The sequence below is a fragment of the Pseudarthrobacter scleromae genome (assembly GCF_014644515.1).
In the GTDB taxonomy this organism is placed as follows: domain Bacteria; phylum Actinomycetota; class Actinomycetes; order Actinomycetales; family Micrococcaceae; genus Arthrobacter; species Arthrobacter scleromae.
The window spans coordinates 140,847-158,888 of record NZ_BMKV01000005.1 but is presented as its reverse complement, the minus strand read 5'-3'; the positions used below and the strand labels follow the sequence as shown (position 1 = coordinate 158,888).

14 protein-coding genes and 1 pseudogene are annotated in these 18,042 nt (G+C 67.0%); 9 read left to right on the top strand and 6 right to left on the bottom strand.

Annotation, left to right across the window (positions count from 1 at the left end):
- Positions 1-50: 50 nt before the first annotated feature.
- Complete coding sequence (gene glnT, locus IEX33_RS14020; RefSeq protein ID WP_229675388.1) at positions 51-1,466, bottom strand: type III glutamate--ammonia ligase; 1,416 nt, start codon at positions 1,464-1,466, stop codon at positions 51-53.
- A gap of 324 nt (positions 1,467-1,790) precedes the next feature.
- On the opposite strand from glnT, the gene IEX33_RS14015 reads away from it, so the two are divergent.
- The 3 genes from IEX33_RS14015 to IEX33_RS14005 all read left to right on the top strand — a co-directional run bounded on the left by IEX33_RS14015 (position 1,791) and on the right by IEX33_RS14005 (position 4,830).
- A complete protein-coding gene (locus IEX33_RS14015; RefSeq protein ID WP_188731148.1) occupies positions 1,791-2,789 on the top strand; it encodes a LacI family DNA-binding transcriptional regulator in 999 nt (332 codons plus the stop codon).
- Between the two features lie 140 nt (positions 2,790-2,929).
- Complete coding sequence (locus IEX33_RS14010; RefSeq protein ID WP_377090735.1) at positions 2,930-4,081, top strand: Gfo/Idh/MocA family protein; 1,152 nt, start codon at positions 2,930-2,932, stop codon at positions 4,079-4,081.
- Positions 4,081-4,830, top strand: a complete 750-nt coding sequence (locus IEX33_RS14005; RefSeq protein ID WP_188731146.1) for a ThuA domain-containing protein — start codon at positions 4,081-4,083, stop codon at positions 4,828-4,830. The genes IEX33_RS14010 and IEX33_RS14005 overlap by 1 nt, the downstream gene beginning before the upstream one ends.
- A gap of 43 nt (positions 4,831-4,873) precedes the next feature.
- Here the strand turns inward: IEX33_RS14005 and IEX33_RS14000 are convergent.
- From IEX33_RS14000 to IEX33_RS13985, 4 genes and pseudogenes are all read right to left on the bottom strand, one after another.
- A pseudogene (locus tag IEX33_RS14000) lies at positions 4,874-6,790 on the bottom strand (DUF2264 domain-containing protein).
- A 55-nt stretch (positions 6,791-6,845) separates the two neighbouring features.
- Complete coding sequence (locus tag IEX33_RS13995; RefSeq protein ID WP_188731145.1) at positions 6,846-7,568, bottom strand: ThuA domain-containing protein; 723 nt, start codon at positions 7,566-7,568, stop codon at positions 6,846-6,848.
- Entirely contained in the window at positions 7,565-8,716 is a 1,152-nt protein-coding gene (locus IEX33_RS13990; RefSeq protein ID WP_188731143.1) for a LacI family DNA-binding transcriptional regulator, read from the bottom strand. The genes IEX33_RS13995 and IEX33_RS13990 overlap by 4 nt, the downstream gene beginning before the upstream one ends.
- The gene (locus IEX33_RS13985) at positions 8,713-10,707 is read right to left on the bottom strand and encodes a heparinase II/III family protein (RefSeq protein ID WP_188731141.1); all 1,995 of its coding nucleotides are present in this window, start codon (positions 10,705-10,707) and stop codon (positions 8,713-8,715) included. The genes IEX33_RS13990 and IEX33_RS13985 overlap by 4 nt, the downstream gene beginning before the upstream one ends.
- Positions 10,708-10,864: 157 nt before the next feature.
- On the opposite strand from IEX33_RS13985, the gene IEX33_RS13980 reads away from it, so the two are divergent.
- The 6 genes from IEX33_RS13980 (at position 10,865) to IEX33_RS13955 (ending at position 17,593) form a co-directional block, all read left to right on the top strand.
- The gene (locus IEX33_RS13980) at positions 10,865-11,887 is read left to right on the top strand and encodes a hydroxyacid dehydrogenase (RefSeq protein ID WP_188731139.1); all 1,023 of its coding nucleotides are present in this window, start codon (positions 10,865-10,867) and stop codon (positions 11,885-11,887) included.
- A 78-nt stretch (positions 11,888-11,965) separates the two neighbouring features.
- The gene (locus IEX33_RS13975) at positions 11,966-13,246 is read left to right on the top strand and encodes an ABC transporter substrate-binding protein (RefSeq protein WP_188731138.1); all 1,281 of its coding nucleotides are present in this window, start codon (positions 11,966-11,968) and stop codon (positions 13,244-13,246) included.
- 9 nt (positions 13,247-13,255) lie between these two features.
- Entirely contained in the window at positions 13,256-14,191 is a 936-nt protein-coding gene (locus IEX33_RS13970; protein ID WP_188731136.1) for a carbohydrate ABC transporter permease, read from the top strand.
- Positions 14,191-15,123 carry a carbohydrate ABC transporter permease gene (locus IEX33_RS13965; RefSeq protein ID WP_104186526.1) on the top strand — a complete coding sequence of 311 codons (933 nt, stop codon included), beginning with the start codon at positions 14,191-14,193 and terminating at the stop codon, positions 15,121-15,123. The genes IEX33_RS13970 and IEX33_RS13965 overlap by 1 nt, the downstream gene beginning before the upstream one ends.
- A complete protein-coding gene (locus IEX33_RS13960) occupies positions 15,120-15,842 on the top strand; it encodes a hypothetical protein (protein ID WP_188731134.1) in 723 nt (240 codons plus the stop codon). Before IEX33_RS13965 ends, IEX33_RS13960 begins: the two co-directional genes overlap by 4 nt.
- 65 nt (positions 15,843-15,907) lie before the next feature.
- The gene (locus tag IEX33_RS13955) at positions 15,908-17,593 is read left to right on the top strand and encodes an alkaline phosphatase D family protein (RefSeq protein ID WP_188731132.1); all 1,686 of its coding nucleotides are present in this window, start codon (positions 15,908-15,910) and stop codon (positions 17,591-17,593) included.
- On the opposite strand, the gene IEX33_RS13950 is transcribed toward IEX33_RS13955, so the two are convergent.
- Positions 17,570-18,034, bottom strand: coding sequence for a hypothetical protein (locus IEX33_RS13950; RefSeq protein ID WP_188731713.1), 465 nt, complete (start codon positions 18,032-18,034; stop codon positions 17,570-17,572). The genes IEX33_RS13955 and IEX33_RS13950 overlap by 24 nt on opposite strands.
- Positions 18,035-18,042: the final 8 nt, after the last annotated feature.

Here is an 18,042-nt window from a genome sequence, read left to right as displayed (position 1 = left end):
GAGGGTCTGGTCGTGTGACTGGATGGAGGCCTGATCAGATGGAGGCCTGATCAGATGGAGGTCAAATACGTGCGGATTTCCCAGTCGCTGACCTGGTTGTGCCAGCTCAGGAACTCCTCTTCTTTGGCGTCCGCGTAGTACTTGCCTATCTCCGGGTCGCCGCTGAGGCTGGCCAGGATGACCGGGTCCTGCCGCAGGGCTTCCACGGCGTGGAGCAGGGTGGCCGGCAGCTGGTGCGCGTCCGGCCTTGACTCGCCGGGACCGGACGGGGCACCCGGGTCCGCGGCTTTCTCCATGCCGTCCAGTCCGGCAGAAATCGCGGTGGCGATGGCCAGGTACGGGTTGGCGGAGCCGTCGCCGGAACGCAGTTCAATCCGTTTGTTGTCCGGGACGCGGATCATGTGGGTCCGGTCGTTGCCGCCGAAGGACGCCTTCCGCGGTGACCACGTGGCTCCGGATGAGCTGGTGGTGGCGCCTGTCCTTTTGTAGGAATTCACGGTCGGGGCGAGGAACGCCTGAAGTGCCGGAGCGTGGTCCAGGATGCCGGCGATGAAGGAGTAGGCGAGTCCGGAAATCCCAAGGCCCCTGCCGTCGTCGTTGTTTCCCTTGCCGTCCGCCCGGCTGCCCGCTGCCGGGAACAGCGGCTCGGCGCCGGACCACAAGGACAGGTGGAAGTGCAGTCCGGTACCGGTGCGGTCGGTGAAGGGCTTGGGCATGAACGTGGCGGTCATGCCCCGCTGCTCGGCAAGGATGTTCAGGATGTAGCGGAGGGTGACCACCCGGTCCGCCGTGGTGAGGGCATCGGCGTAGTTGAAGTTCTGCTCGAACTGGCCTGCGGCGTCCTCGTGGTCGTTGGCGTAGTTGCCCCAGCCCAGGCCGTTCATCGCCTCGGAGATGGAGGTGAGGTGGTCGTACATCCGGGTGACCCCGCGGGCGTCGTAGCAGGGGCGGGGTGAATCGTCGCTGGCGTCGGCCGTACTCAGCGTCCCGTCGTCGTTCTTCTTCACCAGGAAGTACTCCACCTCGGCGCCCACCTTGGCCTGCATGCCCTTGTCCGCAAGGCGGGCCAAGGTGTTTTTCAGGATCACTCGCGGCGCGTAGGGCCAGGGCGAGCCGTTGACGTGGGGGTCGCAGTGGATGATGGCCAGGCCCTCTTTGATGAAGGGCACTGGGGTGAAGGAGTCCAGGTCCGGCACGGCGATCAGGTCCGGGTCCTGCGGCTTCTGCCCCATCAGGCCCGCAGCGAAGCCGGCGAAGCCCATGGCACCGTTTTCGAGTTCGCCGGCGGCTTCCACCGGGACCAGCTTGGCGCAAGGTTTGCCGGTCATGTCCACGAAGGTGGCCAGCAGGAAGCGGACGCCGTGGGCCTTGGCGATGTCTGCCAGGGAAATGGCGGGAGCCCCGGAAACTTCCCGTTCTTCGGCGAACGGCAGGGCGGTTACAGCAGGGGTTGCGACACTGGTCATCGAAACGTTCCTGTTCGGTTGGCGTTAGCTATCAGTAAACCTTGTTGCATCAGAGTATCCAAATTGGTGTTTCGCGGGATCGGCGGCAGGGTTAATTCGGTGTTTCGCGGCGGGCGCTCCCGGGTCCGCGTCACGCCAGACACCCTTATGGGCGGCAGTGGCTGACAACCTCCCGGAACCACGGGGGATGCAGCGGCGCGGGAGGCCAAAAGCATGCCGTGCGTGACGCCGGCCGCGGCTAAGCTGAAGAACAGCCACGGCAGCACGGGCACCAGGGTGGAGGGCCACAGCCCTCCCTTGAGGCCGCGGAAGGGATAAATGGACATGGCGCGAGCTACAGTGCAGGACGTCGCGAAAACGGCAGGAGTGTCCGTGGGGACGGTGTCGCGTGTGCTGAACGGAAGCCCGGCCGTCAGTGCGGCGAGCAAAGAAAAGGTGGCTGGAGCAATCCGCCAGCTCAATTACCGGCCCCTCGCTTCCGCCCGCGATCTGCGCCGTGACCGCACCATGCGCATCCTGGCCCTCGCGAAAAATCTGGACTCGCCCATCGTCAGTGAAGCCTTCCGGGGTGTCGGCGATGCTGCCGCCTTGTCCGGATACGTCAGCCTCATCGCACCGACAGCCGGCGAACCCGAGCGGGAACAGCAGCTGGTGGACATGCTGCGCAACGGCTCCGTGGACGGCTTGATCATGTTTTCCCCAACCATGGCTGACGACGAGATCGAAGCAGTGGCCACCCAAATGAGCGTGGTGCAGCTCTGCGAAGTGGCGGACTCGGAGGCGGCGTTCGGCGTTTCCATCGATGACCGGCAAGCGTCATACGACATCACGCAGCACCTCATCAAAAGCGGAGGCCGGAAGTTGGCGATGATCGGTAACCGGGCGGCGCGCTCCGGCCGGCTCCGGGAGGAGGGCTTCCGCTGGGCACTTGCCGAAGCGGGTCTCTCGCCGGAACACCTGCTGTTCGCAGACGGGGACTTCAACTTCCATTCCGGCCGGAGCCTCACCCGGGAACTGCTGGGCAGCGACCGGCTGCCCGACGCGGTCTTCTGCGGCAGCGACACGGTGGCCGCCGGATGCGTCCGCGAGATTACCGACGCCGGGCTGCGGGTGCCCGGCGACATCGCCGTTGCAGGCTTTGACGACTCCATCCAGGCGGAGATGTGCGTGCCCGGGTTAACCACCATCAGGCAGCCCGCATACGACATGGGCCGCGTGGCCTTCGACGCACTCTTCGAGCGCATGACGGAACCCGGGGCGCACCGCCGCGGCCGGACCTACCTTCCCCACGAGCTCGTGGTTCGGGACTCAACAAAGGGCTGAAGGGGGTTGACAGCCCAGAACCCCCACTGACAGACTTTTGGAATCGATTCCAACATTTCGGGCAGCTTGCATCGTGTTCGTTGGAATCGATTCCATACCAAGCACATCTCACCCAGAATCAAACCTAAGGAAGCAACCCCTTGAACATCGAGCAGTCCCCGGCGCAAGGGGCAGCAGGACAGCAGGCAGCTACACCAGGCGAAGAACCAGGCTCCAAGGAACTGAGGGTAGGCGTTGTCGGCATCGGCTGGGCCGGACAGCAGCACCTCATGGCCTACAACGGCCTGGACGGCGTGCGCATTGTGGCGCTGGCCGGGATGGAGCAGGACCTCCGCGACTCGCTGCAGGCCGAATACGCCATTCCGAACGCGTTCGCAGACTGGAAGGACATGCTGGAGCACGGCGGGCTGGACGCGATCAGCGTGGCAGTGCCCACCTTCCTGCACGCTCCCATTGCCATCGCCGCCCTGGAACGGGGAATCCACGTGCTGAGCGAGAAGCCCATCGCGCGCAACGCCGTCGAAGGCCAGGCCATGGTGGATGCCGCCCGCAAGGCGGGGCGCGTCCTGGACGTGGCTTTCAACCACCGCCGCCGCGGCGACATCAAGGCACTCAAGGGTGTCATCGACGAGGGCGGGCTGGGCCGGCCCTACTACGCCAAGGCCTCCTGGCTCCGCCGCTCCGGCATCCCCACGCTGGGCAGCTGGTTCACCAACCCGGACCTCGCCGGCGGCGGACCGCTGGCGGACATCGGCGTCCACGCTCTGGACTACGCCCTGCACCTTCTCGGTGAACCCAAAGTGGTGGCCGTCTCCGCCGCAACACATTCGGAGCTTGGCCCTCAGGGGCGGGGCGGTGGAAGCGCCTACTCGGCCCTGGCCTCCAGCCACGCGTTCGAGGTGGAGGACTTCGCGTCGGCGTTCCTCCGGCTGGAGGGCGGCGGCACGCTGGTGATCGAAGCCAGCTGGGCAACCTACCGGGAAACGGACGACCTTCTGGACTTCACCGTCTACGGCACCGATGGCGGCGCCGAGCTCAAGGTGCAGGGGGCGCCCTTCCCGCCCGTCGGGCAGCTTCGGGTGTTCACCGACAAGGAGGGCGAATCCGCCGATTACGTGCCGCCCGTGCTCCCGGGCCGCGCCCACGACGCAGTGGTGGAAGACTTCATCACGGCAGTGCGCGGCGGCGAGCAGGCCTGGGGCGAGCACGATGGCTCCCTGGCGCTCTACCGGGCCCAGATCATCGACGCGTGCTACCTGTCCGCACGCGAACAAAGGGAGGTTCGTCTCTAATGAACGACAAGTTGAGAATCCGCGTCTGGAACGAGGGCGTCCACGAGGCCAACAACGAGCCGTCACACATCGGGGAGATCTACCCTGACGGCATCCACGGCGCCATCGCCGCGGGGCTCCGTTCCTATTACCCCGAGGCGGAAATCACGACGGCGGTGCTGGCCACCGACGATGAGCACGGCCTGGATGAGGAGGTGCTCGCCGAGACGGACGTCCTGCTCTGGTGGGGCCACGTGGCCCACCACGAGGTGAGCGATGCCGTCGTCGAACGCGTCCACCGGCACGTGCTCGGTGGCATGGGGCTCATCGTGCTCCACTCGGGGCACTTCGCCAAGGTCTTCACCAAGCTGCTGGGCACCACGTGCTCGCTGGCCTGGCGGAACGACGGCGAGCGCGAGCTCGTGTGGACCGTGAAGCCGTCACACCCCATTGCCGAAGGCGTGGACAGCCCCATCGTCATCCCCGAGCAGGAGATGTACGGGGAACTGTTCGACATCCCGGACCCGGACGACCTGATCTTCATCAGCTCGTTCGCCGGCGGCGAGGTGTTCCGTTCCGGCGTCACCTTCACCCGCGGCAAGGGACGCATCTTCTACTTCAGCCCCGGAGACCAGGAGTACCCGGTGTACCACCACCCGCAGATCCAGCGGGTCCTGGCCAATGGCGTGAAGTGGGCGGCCCAGCCGGAGCTGCACCGTTCCGTCCCGGAGGTCACCAACCCTTCGCGGGACTGGTTCAACGAAGCGTAGGAGTTTGTCCAGGTATGCAGGCTTCCGAGGTCTTTAAGCCGTCTTATCTGGACAAGAACTCCAATGCGGCAGCGAAGGTGAGGACGGTGCCGTCGGGGAAGCCGAATCCTTCCCCCGGAACAAGGCGGACGGCGCAGGCTTCCGCAGTTCCCTCCCCGGCGAGGACGACGACGGCGGCATAGTCGCCGTCGTCCGCCGCACCTGAGGTGCCGATCCAGGGGATGGCAAGGCTCTCCCCCATGGGGTGCGGCGTGTCCCGGCGCCAGGTACCGGCGTCGTCAAGTCGCAGGCCAAACCCGGGTACGGGCCGCACCGTACTGGCTATGCCGGATGCCGCATCCACCGGCCAGCCGCCGATCCGGAGCTTCGCTTCGTGTGCCGGGTCCACGCCCCGCACTCGGACCAGCCGCAGCTCCACGGCCCCGCGGGTCAGCGACACCACCGTCACCTCCGGGCCCGGCGTCGCTGTACCCCGGGCGCCGCTACCGTGGTCCGGCCCGGCGTCCGGATCCACGGAAATCCAGTTGACGGTGCTCCGCGAGGCGCCCGCCAGCACCCCGCCCAGGTCCTGCTGCCCGAGGTATTCAAAGCCTGTCCTGTGGGTGGTCTGCCCTGCACTGCCCACCAGGACGACGGCGTTGTCCAGGGACTCCGGCTCCAGGTCCGGGAAAGTGGAGGTGGAGTAACCCAACCGGGCGTAGAGCGGTGAGTCCGCCACCTTAACGCCGGCGTTGGCGTGGTCCGTGCCGTGGTTCCGGATCCGCACTATGCCGTCCGCCACCGTCCCGTCCACCTGCCAGCCCGGTGCGTGGATGAGCCGCCGGGTGTCGCCGGTTTCCACGGGCAGCGGCTCCTCGATGGCTGTCCAGACCCGGTGGTCCGCCGGCAGCGCAAGGCCCAGCATCCCCTTGGCCGCCCAGTACGGTGAACCGGCCCCGGAGTAGGACTGCTTCATCCCCGGGAATTCGCCGTGCCAGCCTATGGAGAGCAGCCCGTCATGGGTGATGGCGCCCCGGCGGACAAAATAGTCCAGGATTCCCGACGCCGCCCGCCGCGTGACACCCGGGCTGAGCCGCGTGTGCCCTGACAGCTCACCGGTCCAGAACGGCGCGGCCGCGGCGAACCGATAGATCAGGCTGCGGCCCTGGATGAGCGGGGCGCCGTTGTCCCCCACCAGGTGGACGGCGTCGTCCAGGAAGTCGGCCAGCCTGTCGCCGTCAAGCTGTGCCCGGGCCCTGACCCGCGGATCCCCGGGCACCATCAGCTCCCACAGCTGCGGGTACACCTGGAAGGCCCAGCCAACGTAGTGGTCATAGGCGCGCTCGGGCCCATCGGCGAACCAGCCGTGGCTCCGGTACAGGGAGTCGTGGATGGCCAGGCCGGCGTCGATGTCCTGGTCCGAGTACCGGCCGCCCACCGACGCCAGGAAACTTTCGACGACGATCTGGAACCACACCCAGTTGATGGGCGGGTATTCCTCCCCGATCACGGTCTCGAACCAGGCAATGAGCTGTTCCTGGACTCGCTGCGGCAACTTGTCCCACAGCATGTCCCGAGTGAGGGCAAGGCCAACGGCCAGCGAGGCCGCCTCCACTTTTGCCTGGCCGAGCTCCCCCGGGGTTGGCCAGCGGTCCGGGTTGGCCGGATTGGTGCCGGCATCCAGCCCCCGGGCATACCAGTCGGCGATTCAGCCAGTGCCGCCCGGGTCCCCCGCCATCCGGAAGGAGGCCAGCAGGAAGGTCCGTGCGAACGCTTCGAGCGAATCGCTGCGCGGGCCATAGGCGCTGCTGGCGCCGGGGAGGTGGAGATTGGCGTGGTCGTCAGTGGCATGCCGGTGTGCCGAGCGCAGCAGGTAGTCCGCGTAGGCGCACCAGTGCTCGCGGGTCAGGCCGGTGAACGGCGAGAGCTGCCGGTCCAGCGGGGGCAGGAGCAAGGAAACGAGTGGAGCTGTGGGAGGCATTGGTTCCCCAAGTGTCAGGCGCTACGTGTCAGGTGGCGTGGGCGGGTCAGGCAGGTCAGCAGGTCAGCCAGGACACGGCCCGCCTCAGCAGTTCCCGGTGTTCGGGGGAATCATAGGAGGCGGCGTCGTGGCCCAGGGCGTCGTAAAACGTGCGCCCGGCTGGGTGTCCGTCGGATGCCTGGCGGAGCAGGGACCACACCAGCGGGTGCTCAGTGCCTTCATGTGTATGGGTGGCGTGAACGGTGATGCCTGGGGCGGTGCGCAACCAGGTGTAGCGCTCATCGGGCAGCGTAAAGTCCTGCATCCCCGCAACCAGGGGGCCGGACCCGGGCCGGATCCGGACCGTGGCCGGTCCGTAGTCGGGGTGCATGGACGTTCCGCGGACCCAGCGTCCCCCGAGCCCGCCTTCCCATTCCGGGCAGTCTACGAAGCTGGTGGAGCTGGAGTGGTTCACCAGCATGGGCCGCCCCGAGCCGAGCCAGCGAACCAGCCCGGCGGCGGCAGGAGTTCCGGGAGACGGACGCCCGTCGCGGGGCAGGCCGACATTGACCACGAGGAGGTCCGGGAGGTGCGTATCCACGGTCCCGGCCAGCTCCTCCAGGGCACTGTCCACGTCAGCGGGAATTTCGACGTCGAACCCCGCCTCCCGCAGCAGGCCGGCCAGGGCGACGGACGTCTCAGCGAAAGGATGCCAAGGATCCGCGTAACGCCCCACACCGCTGAGCAGCAGTGCTTTCGGCGGGGCGGCAGCATCCCGTCCGGTGGGAGGGGCGGTCACTGCGGGACCTGCAGCATGCCGGCCGCCGGGGACTGCGGGGCGCCCGCCGAGGATTCGCGCAGGATCAGCTCCGGGTTGAGCTCGATCCGGTGTACAGGCCGCATCCGGCCTTCCGCCAGCCGTGCCGCCATCAGCTGCACGGCCACCTTGCCGACGTACTGTTTGGGCGGCCGCACCGCGGAGATGGCCGGCTCCGCAAGGTAGGCCACTTCGTCGTCATACCCCACAATGGCGATGTCCCCGGGCACCTGCAGCCCCTTGTCCACGCAGTGCTGGACGAACGCCACCGCCTGCGTGTCGGAGTGGACCAGCATGGCGGTGGTCCCGGTGTTCCGGCACAGCTCCAGGACGTGGTCGAAATGCGTGGCACGCTCTCCGTTCTCCGGCTTCGCCGAATCCTCGTGCACAGAGCCTTCCAGGGGAATCTTCAGCGCGGCAAGCGCCTGGTGCCAGCCGCGCACCACGTGCGGGCTGGTGGGGCTGGAGGAGTCTGTGAGGCAGCCGATCCTTCGATGCCCCTCCTGCCACAGATGCCTGACGGCCATCCCGGCACCGAAGGTATGGTCCGTGGCCACCCACTCCAGCCGGTGGGCCGGGATCTCAATCGGCGAGCGCCGCTCGGCGAGCACCACGGGGATGGGCAGGGCGTTGAGCCAGCGCAGCAGTTCCTGGCCCTGGTCCCCGGTCATGTCCGGCGCCACGATCAGCCCGTCGATGTTCTGTGTGTCCAGCAGGGCCTGCACCTGGCGGCGGTTGTCCGCGGCATCGTAGGCGGAGCCCCGGACCAGGATCCGCAGGTTCTGCTCTTCGGCTTCCGCCCGCGCTCCGCTGATGACCTGCGGCCAGTAGTAATCCAGCGACGGCACCACCATCCCGATGGAGTAGCTGTGGTGCGGAAGCCGGCCCGCCGCCGTCGAGCGGTCCAACTTGCTGGGCAGGGTGGCACCGCCGTGCACGCGCGACACCAGCCCCTCGTCCGCCAGGATGTTGACGTCCCGGCGGATAGTCAGCTCGCTGACACCCAGCTTCGCTGCAATGCCGCGGACAGTAATGGCTCCGTGGGCGCGGAGTTCCTCCATCAGCCGTTCCCGGCGCTGCAGGGAGAACAGGGACTTCCCCGCCGGTTCGGCGGGCTGTTCCGAGCTCATGGCGTTACCTCCGCGGTGAGGGTGAATGCGCCGGCGGCGCGGGACTTTTCCGTCATCGGCAGGCGGAACCGCAGCCGGGTCAGCTTTTCGCCCCAGACGCCGGCGAGGAGGGGATCGTCCAGCGGCCATTCGTCCACCAGCACGACGGCGGAGGCGGGCTCCCAGCGCAAGGCCAGGCCCCGGGTTCCGCCAGCGCCGGGGATCCCCGCGGGCAGGACCGTGGCTGCCCCCTGCCCCAGCCTGACGGTGCCGGCCGCGAGGTAGGCGATGTCGACGTCGGACGTTCCGTTGTCTCGCGCCCCGTCAAGGTCCCAGCGGTCGGCCACAACGACCTTCCCGGCATTGCGGTCCAGGGATGAGGTGCGGGTCCACGCGTCCGGCCGCAGCCCGTACGCCGGGCCGAGGGCCAGCTCCAGGGTGGGCCCATCGGGCGCCGGTTCTGCCAGCACCACGGCCGCGTACTCCCGGCCGGCGCCTTGCTCCAGTCCGAAGGGCGCCGGAACGCTGTGCCAGGCGCTCTGCATGGCGCGGATTTCATAACGGTCCGGTCCGAACGTCTTGGCGGTGTAGGTGGGCTGGCCGGCATCAACCAGCAGGGGAACCCCGTCAGCTGCGACCACCACGGAACCCACATCCTTGTGGTTGTGGTGTTCGCCGTTGTGCCCGCCCTTCGCTGCCAGGAACAGGCCCCGGGACGTTCCGGGCGCCTCCCGCGCCACCATGATCTGGACGGACGGAAACCAGGCGAACGGAACCAGCGGCGGAGTTTTCGCCTTTTCCACACCGGCCTCCCCGCCCACCTCCTCCACCGTGGCCACGAGCGAGTGCAGCACTCGTCCGAGCCCTGCGGCCGCCTCGATCCGGGGGGCCGCCATGGCTGCTGCGTGACGGGCGGCGTCCTGGTCCCCAAGGCGCACCGCCCAGCCGTGGAGCATGTCCCAGGGCAGGGCCGCTGCTGCCTGCGCGGGGCCGTCGGCCACGTTCAGGAACCAGTTGGCGCCGATGTGCATCCGGTGCGGATAGGCCACCAGTTCGCGGACCACCGGCAGGCCGGCGTCGAGCCCTCCCCCGGTGGCCTGCTCCAGAAGGGCGAGGCCCTCGAGTGCCCGTCCGGCGCCGTTCCACCAGTAGGCGAAGCCCTCGTCGATGGCACCGTCGGCGGGAAGGGAGGCGAGGAAACGGTCCAGGCCCTCGATGCACCGGGCAACTGTTCGCGCCTGGGTTTCGGGGTCATCCACCAGGAAGAGCGCCGCGGCGATCAGGTTGGAGTGGATCCAGGGATTCCAGTTATGGACGTCCCCGTCCAGTCCCAGCCAGTGCCAGTCCATCCGGTCCAGGAACGGCCGGATAACCCTCCGGGCAGCCTCCCCGCGGATCCGCGAGCGCAGGCCCGGGGCCCGTTCGTCCAGCTGTCCGCCAAGGACATGGTCGAGCCACGCCAGCTGCGCGGCCACTTCCCCGGCGCCGAGGTCCAGGAACGGCCGGCCCAGGTCCGGCACCACTTCCCCGCTGCGCGTGAAGACGTCATCGTGGGCAGCCCAGCTCCATGAGCTCTGCTCACAGAGGAGGTAGGCGCCGTCGATCACTTCATCCAGCCAGGCGTCCCGTCCGGCTCCTGCCCCGGAAGCTGTTCCACCGTCGTCGGACACCAGGGCCATCACCACGGCGCGGGTGAGCCGTTGCTGGCGCGCGGCCACCAGACCCTCGTAGGCGCTCCGGTTTCCGTCCCGGAAGTACCGCGCATAGTGGGAGACCAGCGGCTGCGGCCACGGATTTCCCCGCTCGTCGCAGGCCTGCTCGTGCAGCGGACCGAGGACTGCAGCATCTGCCAAGTGCCACCGGAGGTCACCTGCGCCGGGCAGCTCAAGCCGAGCCCGGGCACCGCGCAGCAGGGACACGAGCCCCGAGGCTGAAGCGGCGGCGCCCCAGGCAGTTGCCAGGGGATCGACGCACGTGGCGGCGGGAAGGGCAGCGCCGGTGCGTGGTGTCATCGGGGTTCCTCAAATGTTCGAATGTGAATGTTTTAGAACGGATACGATCAGCTTGGATGATCTGTCTTGTTTATGAGTATCTACTGATTGTTAGATGTGATGCAAGACATGAAACTGAGCCCTGCGGGGCAAACACCACAACCCGAAAGGAGGTCCCGTGTCCCGAAAACCGAAGGCGCTGCTGGTCATGAACCGCGATACCTTTGCGGACCAGTTTGATGCATCGCGGCTGGAGCGCCTCGCAAACCTGGTGGATCTTGGCGCGCAGCCGTGGACCACTTCACTCGACATCAAGGAACACCCCGAACTCGCCCCGCGCCTTGCGGAGGTGGAAATCCTCCTTACGAGCTGGGGTGTACCCCGCCTGGACAAAAATGCGCTGTCACTCATGCCAGGGCTCCGCGCTGTCTTCCACTGCGCCGGGACCGTCCGCAGCTTTGTCAGCCAGGAACTGTGGGACCGCGGCATCCTGGTCACCAACGGCGCGGACGCGAACGCCATCCCGGTAGCCGAATTCACGTTTGCCTCCATCGTCCTGGCCGGCAAGAAGGCCCAGGTGCTGTCCAACGATGCCCGGATCCACCGGGAGGACTGGAGCTACAGCACCCTGCGCGGCGAGCTGGGCAACATCGGGCGGACCATTGGGGTCATCGGCTTCTCCCGCATCGGGCGCAGGGTGGTCCAGCTGGTCCAGCAGCTCCAGGACGTCACCTGCCTGGTGAGTGACCCCCATGCCGACCCGTCGGCCGTGGCCGCAGCTGGAGGACGCCTCGTGCCCCTGCCGGACCTCCTCGCGGCGTCGGATGTCGTTACTGTGCACGCGCCGGCTCTTCCGGAGACCCGGCATATGCTCGGCGCAGCCGAACTGGGGGCGATGAAGGACCAGGCCACCCTGATCAACACGGCCCGCGGTTCGCTGGTGGACACCAGCGCCCTGGAAGCCGAATGCGCCACCGGCCGCATCCACGCGCTCCTGGACGTCACTGAACCCGAACCGCTGCCGGCAACCTCCGTCCTGTATGACCTCCCCAACGTAGTGATCACTCCGCACATCGCCGGCTCCCTGGGGACCGAAACCCGCAGGATGTCCGATGCCGCCCTGAACGACCTGGAACGGTACCTGACCGGACAGAAGCTGCTGGCGCAGGTTGTCTCCGGCGACCTCTCCCTCAGCGCCTGACCGCTCCGGCACCTGAGGCACCGCACCAAAATTTCGCCGCAGCCGCGGCAAACCCGCATCCCTAGTAAGGAGAACGCAATGAAGCGCACAACCCTCGCCGCCATCGCCCTGGCAGTGACAGCAGGACTTGGTCTGACCGGCTGTGCCGGCGCAGCCGGTCCCGCGGAGCCCCAAAGCCAGGACGGCAAAACCCGCCTGACTGTGTCCGTGTGGAACTACGAAGGCACGCCGGAGTTCAAGGCCCTGTTTGACGGCTACGAGGCCGCAAACCCGGACGTGGACATCGAGCCCGTGGACATCCTTGCGGACGACTACCCGCAGAAGGTGACCACCATGCTGGCGGGCGGGGACACCACCGACGTCCTGACCATGAAGAACGTCATCGACTACGCCCGCTACGCCAACAACGGCCAGCTCCAGGAAATCAACGGTGTGGTGGACACTGTGGGCAAGGAGGACCTGGCCGGGCTGGACGCGTTCGACATTGACGGCAAGTACTACGCGGCACCGTACCGGCAGGACTTCTGGCTCCTCTACTACAACAAGGAACTGCTCAAGGCTGCCGGCGTTGAAGAGCCCAAGGACCTGACCTGGGATGAGTACACCGCCCTGGCCCAGAAGCTCACCACCGAAGCCGGCGGCAAGAAGGTCTACGGCACGTACCACCACATCTGGCGCTCCGTTGTGCAGGCCATAGCGGCAGCGCAGAACGGCGGTGACCAGATCAGCGGTGAGTACAGCTTCTTCGAAAACCAGTACAACACCGCCCTGGAGCTGCAGAAGAGCGGCGCCACCCTGGACTTCGGAACGGCCAAGAGCCAGAAGACCAGCTACCGGACCATGTTCGAAACAGGCCAGGCCGCCATGATGCCCATGGGAACCTGGTATATCGCCGGCGTCCTGCAGGCCAAGAAGGACGGCAAGACCAACGTCGACTGGGGCCTGGCTCCGCTGCCGCAGAAGGACTCCAACGGCAAGGTATCAACGTTCGGCTCACCCACGGCCTTCGCCGTCAACAAGAACGCCGCGCACTCCGAGGAAGCCAGGAAGTTCATCGAATGGGCTGCCGGTGAGGAAGGCGCCAAAGCCATCTCCAAGATCGGCGTGGTCCCGGCACTGCAGAACGATGCTGTGACGGACACCTACTTCCAGCTCGAGGGCCTGCCCACGGATGAGCTGTCCAAGAAGGCGTTCTCCCCCGACGAAACCGCGCTGGAAATGCCGGTCAGCGACAAGTCCGCCGCCACGGACAAGATCCTCAACCAGGAGCACGACCTCATCATGGTGGGCGAACGCTCCGTGGCAGACGGCATCACCGAGATGGGCAAGCGCGTCAAAAGCGAAGTCCTCGGTCAGTAACAGGCAGCCATGACTACTGAGACACTTCCTCCCGTTGCCCCGGCTCCAGCACCTGCCCACAGCCGGGGCAACCGGAAGCAGGCGCGGCGCAACACCCTGATCGGGTGGACGTTCATCCTTCCGAACTTCCTGGGCTTCCTGGCCTTTACCCTCATCCCCGTCACCGCGGCCTTTGCCCTCTCCTTCATGGAGTGGACCTCGTTCACGGCTCCGCGCTGGGTTGGGCTGGAGAACTTCCAGCGCATGTTCCAGAGCGACACGTTCTGGGTGGCGCTGCGCAATACCGTGGCTTACGCGCTGGGGCACGTGCCCCTCACCATGGCCCTGGCCCTGGTCCTGGCCATGCTGCTGAACCGCAAGCTGAAGGGCATCGGCTTCTTCCGGGTGGCCATCTTCTTCCCGTACATCACCTCGCTGGTGGCTGTGGCCGTCGTCTGGAACATGCTCTTCAGCCCGGACACCGGCCCCATCAACCAGTTCCTGAACTCGATCGGGATCGCCGAAACCCCGGGCTGGACCTCCAGCTCCGACTGGGCCATGCCCGCCGTCATCATCACCAGCGTCTGGCGTGACATGGGCTACTACATGGTCCTGTACCTTGCCGGCCTGCAGGCCATCCCCAGCGAGCTGTACGAGGCCGCGGAGGTGGACGGCGCCAGTGCATGGCAGCGCTTCTGGAACGTCACCATCCCGTCCCTGCGGCCCACCACCTTCTTCGTGGTGGTGATGCTGACGGTCTCCAGCTTCAAGGTCTTCGACCTGATCGTGGTCATGACCAACGGCGGGCCGGGGCGCTCCACCACGGTGCTGTCCCAACTCATCTACCAGGAGGGCATTGGCGAAGGGAAGTTCGGGTACTCATCCGCCATCTCGCTGGTGCTGTTCGTCATCGTCCTGACGGTCACCGTCCTGCAGTTCAAGATCCAACAGCGGAGGGAACGCTGATGACCAACATGGCCGAAGACCTCAAGGCCGAGGCACCCTTCGCCGGAGCGGGCCTGGCACCCACACCGGAGGAACACCGCAGCTCCCGGCGCAAGCACTCGACGCGCGAACGGAAAGCCCGCACCACCGACGCCGTCATCTACGGCGTGCTCGTGGTGCTGGTGGCGGCACTGATGGTGCCGTTCATCTGGATGGTGTCCTCCTCGCTGAAGGAGAACAACCAGGTCCTCACGGTGCCGATCCAATGGATTCCGAGTGAATTCGTCTGGAGCAACTACACGGACATCTGGACCCGGATCCCCATGATGGGGTATCTGCAGAACTCGCTGTACCTCGCTGTCATCATCACGTGCCTGCAGGTCCTCACCGGTTCACTGGCCGCCTACGGCTTCTCCAAGGTGCGCTTCCCCGGCCGGGACGTGCTGTTCCTCGCGTACATCGGCACCATTGCCGTGCCGTGGCAGGCCTACATGGTGCCGCAGTACATCATGATGCAGAACCTGGGCCTGACCAACAGCTTTAACGCCCTCATCCTGCTGCAGGCCTTCGGCGCGTTCGGCGTGTTCCTGATGCGGCAGTACTACATGACCATTCCGGACGAGCTCTGCGAGGCCGCCCGGATTGACGGCCTGAGCGAGTACGGAATCTGGGCCCGGGTGATCCTGCCGCTGTCCAAACCGGCACTGGCCAGCCTGGCGCTGCTGACGTTCGTGAACACCTGGAACGACTACATGGGCCCGTTCATCTACCTCACCAGCAACCGCCTCTGGACCGTCCAGCTGGGCCTGCGTTCCTTCGTGGGCCAGTTCGATGCCGAGTACGCCATGATCATGACCGGTTCCGTGATCTCCGTGATCCCCATCCTGGTGATCTTCCTGGTGGGCCAGCGCTACTTCATCCAGGGCATCGCCACGAGCGGCATGAAAGGATGACCTCCGTGGCGCAGCACCCTACCCCTTCCCGGCGAGGCAGCCTGGCCGGACGCCTTCCCAGCCCCGGGTTTGAAACTTTCGGCGGCATCTTCGGCTTCGTCTACACCTTCCTGGCCGGGAACGTCCTGCTGGCCCTGGCCAACGCGCCGCTGGTGCTGTGCCTGGCCCTGGTGGCGGACCCCATCACTGCCTGGCCGTTCTTCCTTGCACTTTCGGTGACCGTTCCGCCGTCGCTCGCCGGCCTGTTTGCCTCCTTCCAGACATTGAACGACGACGGCGCCGCGGTTAAGCCGGTTGCATCCTTCCTCCGGGGCTACTTCGGCGGTTTCCGGCGGGCCGCCCCGCTGGGGCTGGCCGCCGTGGCCGTACTGCTCTTCCTTGGCGTGGACCTGGCGATCAGCCTGTCCATGCCGGCAGCGGCCGTGCTGGTTCCCATCATCGTGGTGGCCGCCGCCGTCACCGTGGCCGTCACCGTAACGGCGAGCGCCGGCGTCGTGCTCTTGCCCGAAGCGGGACTCAAGGACCTGCTCAAGGCAGCCCTCTACCTGTGCGTGCAGCGCTGGTACCTGAGCATTGCAGCGCTTGTCCTGCTGGGCATCATCGCCTCTGCCGCGCTGCTGCAGCCGGTGCTGGGCGTAGCCCTGGCGCCGGCCCCGCTGCTCTTCGTTGTGTGGAGCAACTCGGCCTTCGCGTTCCACGCAGCGCTGCGGACTTCCTAGCTGCGGACTCCCCAGCTGCGGATTTCCCCATAGCCGGGGCGGGTTCCAGCAGGTACAACTGAGAGATGACTACCCCAGAGCTGGTGCTAGGCCCCATGATGCGGTACGTGGACCAGAGCTCGGCGAGCATCTGGGTGGAAACCCGGGACAACGCCCGCGTGACGGTCAGCGCCGGGGCCGGGCAGTGGGAAGCCCGGACCTTCGCCGTCCACGGCCACCACTACGCGCTGGTGGAAGTGGACGGGCTGGAGCCCGGATCGGTCACTCCCTACACGGTGGCAGTCAACGGAGTACCGGTGTGGCCTGAGCCCGGGACGGGGTTCCTGCCGCCGGTGATCGCCACCCTCAAACCCGGCAAGCCGCTGCGCCTGGCCTTTGGTTCCTGCCGCACCAGCGTCCCGCACGACGGGTCCGGAAACCGGAGCCACGGCGTGGACGCCTTGCGGGCCTACGCCCTGGAGATGAGTTCCGGCGGCAAGGAGCCCTGGCCGGACCTGGTGGCGTTCCTCGGGGACCAGGTTTACGCCGATTCCACCAGCGAGCAGATGCAGGAATTCATCAAAGCCCGGCGGGACATCACGGAGCCTCCCGGCGAGGAACTCAAGGACTTCGAGGAATACGCGCACCTCTACAACCTGGCCTGGTCCGACCCCGCCAACCGGTGGCTTCTGTCCACCCTGCCCAGTGCCATGATCTTCGATGACCATGACATCCGTGACGACTGGAATGCGTCGCGGAGCTGGCGGGAGGCCATGGAGGACACGGACTGGTGGCACGGGCGGATCGTGGCGGGGCTTGCGTCCTACTGGGTGTACCAGCACCTGGGAAACCTGTCCCCGCAGGAGCGCGCCGCGGATGTGATCTGGCAGGAGATTGCCTCCCGCCGCGGGGACGGTGAACCGGACATCAGCACTGAACTGGACAGTTTCGCTGAACGGGCCGACCAGGATCCGGAAACCTACCGGTGGAGCTTCTGCCGCGACTTCGGCGACACCCGGCTGCTCGTGGTTGATTCACGGGCTGCCCGGAACCTGGACCCGGAACACCGCGCCCTGCTGGATGATGCCGAGATGGACTGGCTGGACGCCCGGATGCGCGGCGGTTTCCGGCACCTGCTGGTGGCAACGTCCCTGCCGTTCCTCCTGCCCATGGGCCTGCACCACCTTGAGGCCTGGGACGAGGCAGTCTCCGAAGGCGCCTGGGGGAAGATTCCGGCGCGGTTCGGCGAAAAACTGCGCCAGGCTGTGGACCTGGAGCACTGGGGCGCCTTCCAGGAGAGCTTCCGGCGGGTTGCCGCGATGGCTGAGGACGTGGCCGACGGCGGCCGCGGACCTGCCCCGGACAGCATCACCTTCCTGTCCGGGGACGTGCATTTTTCCTACGTCTCCGAGGTGGAGAGGACTGCGGGCAGCCGCATCATCCAAGCCGTCTGCTCGCCCATCCGCAATCCGCTCCCGCGGGTGATGCGGTCCTTCGGCGCCGTGATGTCCTACGGCCTGGCCACGCCGATCGGAGCATTGGCCGCACGGTCAGCCAAGGTCCCGGACCCGCCTTTCCGCTGGTCCGGGATCAAGGGCCCGTGGTTCGACAACAACCTGGCCTGCCTCGAAGTGGTGCCGGAGGGGCTGAAGCTGTGGTGGCAGCGGGGCGTCGTGGAGGGAGGCGACAACCTCAATCCGCGTTTGGAACGCGTGGCGGAGATAACGGTCGCGTCCCGCAAGGCAGGGTCACCGGCCAGGGAACGGATGTAAAACCGCTGACGCAGGGCCCAACTGCCGCCGGAGCCGGGCCACGAGCGTGGCGGCGAGCAGCGCCGTCGCAAGTTCCAGGCCAATGACCACCAACAGTTGGGCAGCGCCGGTTGTGTCCGGAAGGCGCGACGCCGGCCCTCCGCCGTGGGCGTGTCCCGCACCGCCTGCTCCCAGCAGCAACACGGCATGCAGCGCGGCCATTGCAACGGCCGCCGCCGCGACCTGCTGCAGTGCGCCCACGCGGCTGTGCCGCCAGATATGGAAGGCACACGGCACGCACACGGCGGCCAGGGCAACCATCAGGACGCCAAGCCACGGGTCATGGTGGCCCGAGGCCGCCAACCACAGGTGCATCAGGCAGGAACCTGCGGTGACCGTGGCACACATCCGCCGGTGCAGGACGGGCCCTGCCTCCCGGACCTCGCCCGCCGTCGTCGCCATGTCCCGAA

Coding starts and splice junctions, on each gene's coding strand:
- glnT (WP_229675388.1), bottom strand. CDS start 1,466: ATGACCAGTGTCGCAACCCCTGCTGTAACCGCCCTGCCGTTCGCCGAA.
- IEX33_RS14015 (WP_188731148.1), top strand. CDS start 1,791: ATGGCGCGAGCTACAGTGCAGGACGTCGCGAAAACGGCAGGAGTGTCC.
- IEX33_RS14005 (WP_188731146.1), top strand. CDS start 4,081: ATGAACGACAAGTTGAGAATCCGCGTCTGGAACGAGGGCGTCCACGAG.
- IEX33_RS13990 (WP_188731143.1), bottom strand. CDS start 8,716: ATGAGCTCGGAACAGCCCGCCGAACCGGCGGGGAAGTCCCTGTTCTCC.
- IEX33_RS13985 (WP_188731141.1), bottom strand. CDS start 10,707: ATGACACCACGCACCGGCGCTGCCCTTCCCGCCGCCACGTGCGTCGAT.
- IEX33_RS13975 (WP_188731138.1), top strand. CDS start 11,966: ATGAAGCGCACAACCCTCGCCGCCATCGCCCTGGCAGTGACAGCAGGA.
- IEX33_RS13970 (WP_188731136.1), top strand. CDS start 13,256: ATGACTACTGAGACACTTCCTCCCGTTGCCCCGGCTCCAGCACCTGCC.
- IEX33_RS13965 (WP_104186526.1), top strand. CDS start 14,191: ATGACCAACATGGCCGAAGACCTCAAGGCCGAGGCACCCTTCGCCGGA.
- IEX33_RS13960 (WP_188731134.1), top strand. CDS start 15,120: ATGACCTCCGTGGCGCAGCACCCTACCCCTTCCCGGCGAGGCAGCCTG.
- IEX33_RS13955 (WP_188731132.1), top strand. CDS start 15,908: ATGACTACCCCAGAGCTGGTGCTAGGCCCCATGATGCGGTACGTGGAC.
- IEX33_RS13950 (WP_188731713.1), bottom strand. CDS start 18,034: ATGGCGACGACGGCGGGCGAGGTCCGGGAGGCAGGGCCCGTCCTGCAC.